At 66.0% G+C, this 1,339-nt stretch carries 1 protein-coding gene and 1 pseudogene; one reads left to right on the top strand and one right to left on the bottom strand.

Features of this window, described 5'->3' with window-relative positions:
• Positions 1 to 203, bottom strand: a pseudogene (locus A5691_RS02125) (cutinase family protein); the annotation flags it as partial.
• Between the two features lie 398 nt (positions 204 to 601).
• On the opposite strand from A5691_RS02125, the gene A5691_RS02120 reads away from it, so the two are divergent.
• Positions 602 to 1,339: NAD(P)/FAD-dependent oxidoreductase (locus A5691_RS02120; RefSeq protein ID WP_156675708.1), on the top strand; the 738-nt coding region annotated here is incomplete at its 3' end.

Genomic DNA, 1,339 nt, shown 5'->3' with positions numbered 1-1,339 from the left:
ACGAAGGCCTGGCCGGTGGGCCCGACTCCGGGGGCTTCACCGGTGCCGCGGGCGAACACCACCTGCACGTCCGGACACTGCGCGGACGCGGTGGGGATCACGGACCCGGCGAGGGCCGACGCGCCGAGACCCGACGCCGCAACCACTGCCGGAGCAAGGGAACGGATGAAGTGACGTGCGATCATGCCGCCGCTGTTGCCCATACGAACGCCTCCCAAAACTGTCCCTATCGTAAAAAATATCTCGCCGTTTCCTGTATACCGAGGTACGGCGCGTCGCGCCGGATGAGCGGCGCGTGTCGACGCACCAAACGAATCCATTGTGCGCGCGCGGCGCGATGACGTCGCGTTACTGGGCCGGCTGCAAGGGACGGCCGGCCGGTTCGGCTACCGGTAACACCGCAGATTTGGCTCGGGGACAGAGGCTTTGGGGGCGGGGCGGTCGTTCGGCGCGACCGCCCCGGGAGGTCCGGTTGCGATGTCAGCAAGGTCACATGCTGGCAAACACGGGTGCGTCGTCTGGCTTCCTTTATTAGAGTTACGTAAGGGTAATGACAATTCTTTCTCAGTAAGCGCGGGGCGGGGAAGCACGGAGCGAGGTTGTGAACACGGACCGTTTGGACGCCGTCATCGTCGGCGCCGGCTTTGGCGGCATCGGTGCTGCGATCCAGCTCAAGCGTCTCGGGTATGACAACTTCGTCATCCTCGACCGCGAGGATGACCTGGGCGGCACCTGGCACGTCAACCACTACCCGGGGATCGCCGTCGACATCCCGTCGACCACCTACTCCTACTGGTTTGAGCCGAACCCGACGTGGTCGCGGCTGTTCGCGCCGGGCGCCGAGGTCAAGCAGTACGCCGCGGACGTCGCCGACAAGTACGACGTACGCCGTCACATGCGGTTCAACACGACCGTGGAAGGCGCCCAGTGGGATGAGGACGCCGAGGTCTGGCGGGTGACGCTGGCGGGTGGCGAAACGTTGTCCAGCCGCTTCCTGATCACCGCGACGGGCTTCCTGTCGCAGCCGCGCATGCCGGACATCGCGGGGATCGCGAGCTTCGAGGGCAAGGTGGTCCACACGACCGCGTGGGACCACGACTTTCGATACGAGGGGCGCCGGATCGCGGTCATCGGGACCGGCGCGTCCGCAGTGCAGGTGATCCCGGAGTTGGCCGAACAGGCTGGGGAATTGACCGTGTACCAGCGCACCGCGACGCATGTGCTGCCCAAGTTCGACTTTGAGTTTCCCCCCGCGGTGCGCGGCCTGTTCGCCCGGGTGCCGGTGGCGCAGCGGACGCTGCGGTGGGTGACCGACATCCTCCTCGAAATCATCATGGTC

Origin of the sequence: Mycobacterium sp. E183, assembly GCF_001667735.1 — a bacterium.
Classification (GTDB): domain Bacteria; phylum Actinomycetota; class Actinomycetes; order Mycobacteriales; family Mycobacteriaceae; genus Mycobacterium.
This window is presented reverse-complemented; position numbering and strand designations above follow the sequence as displayed.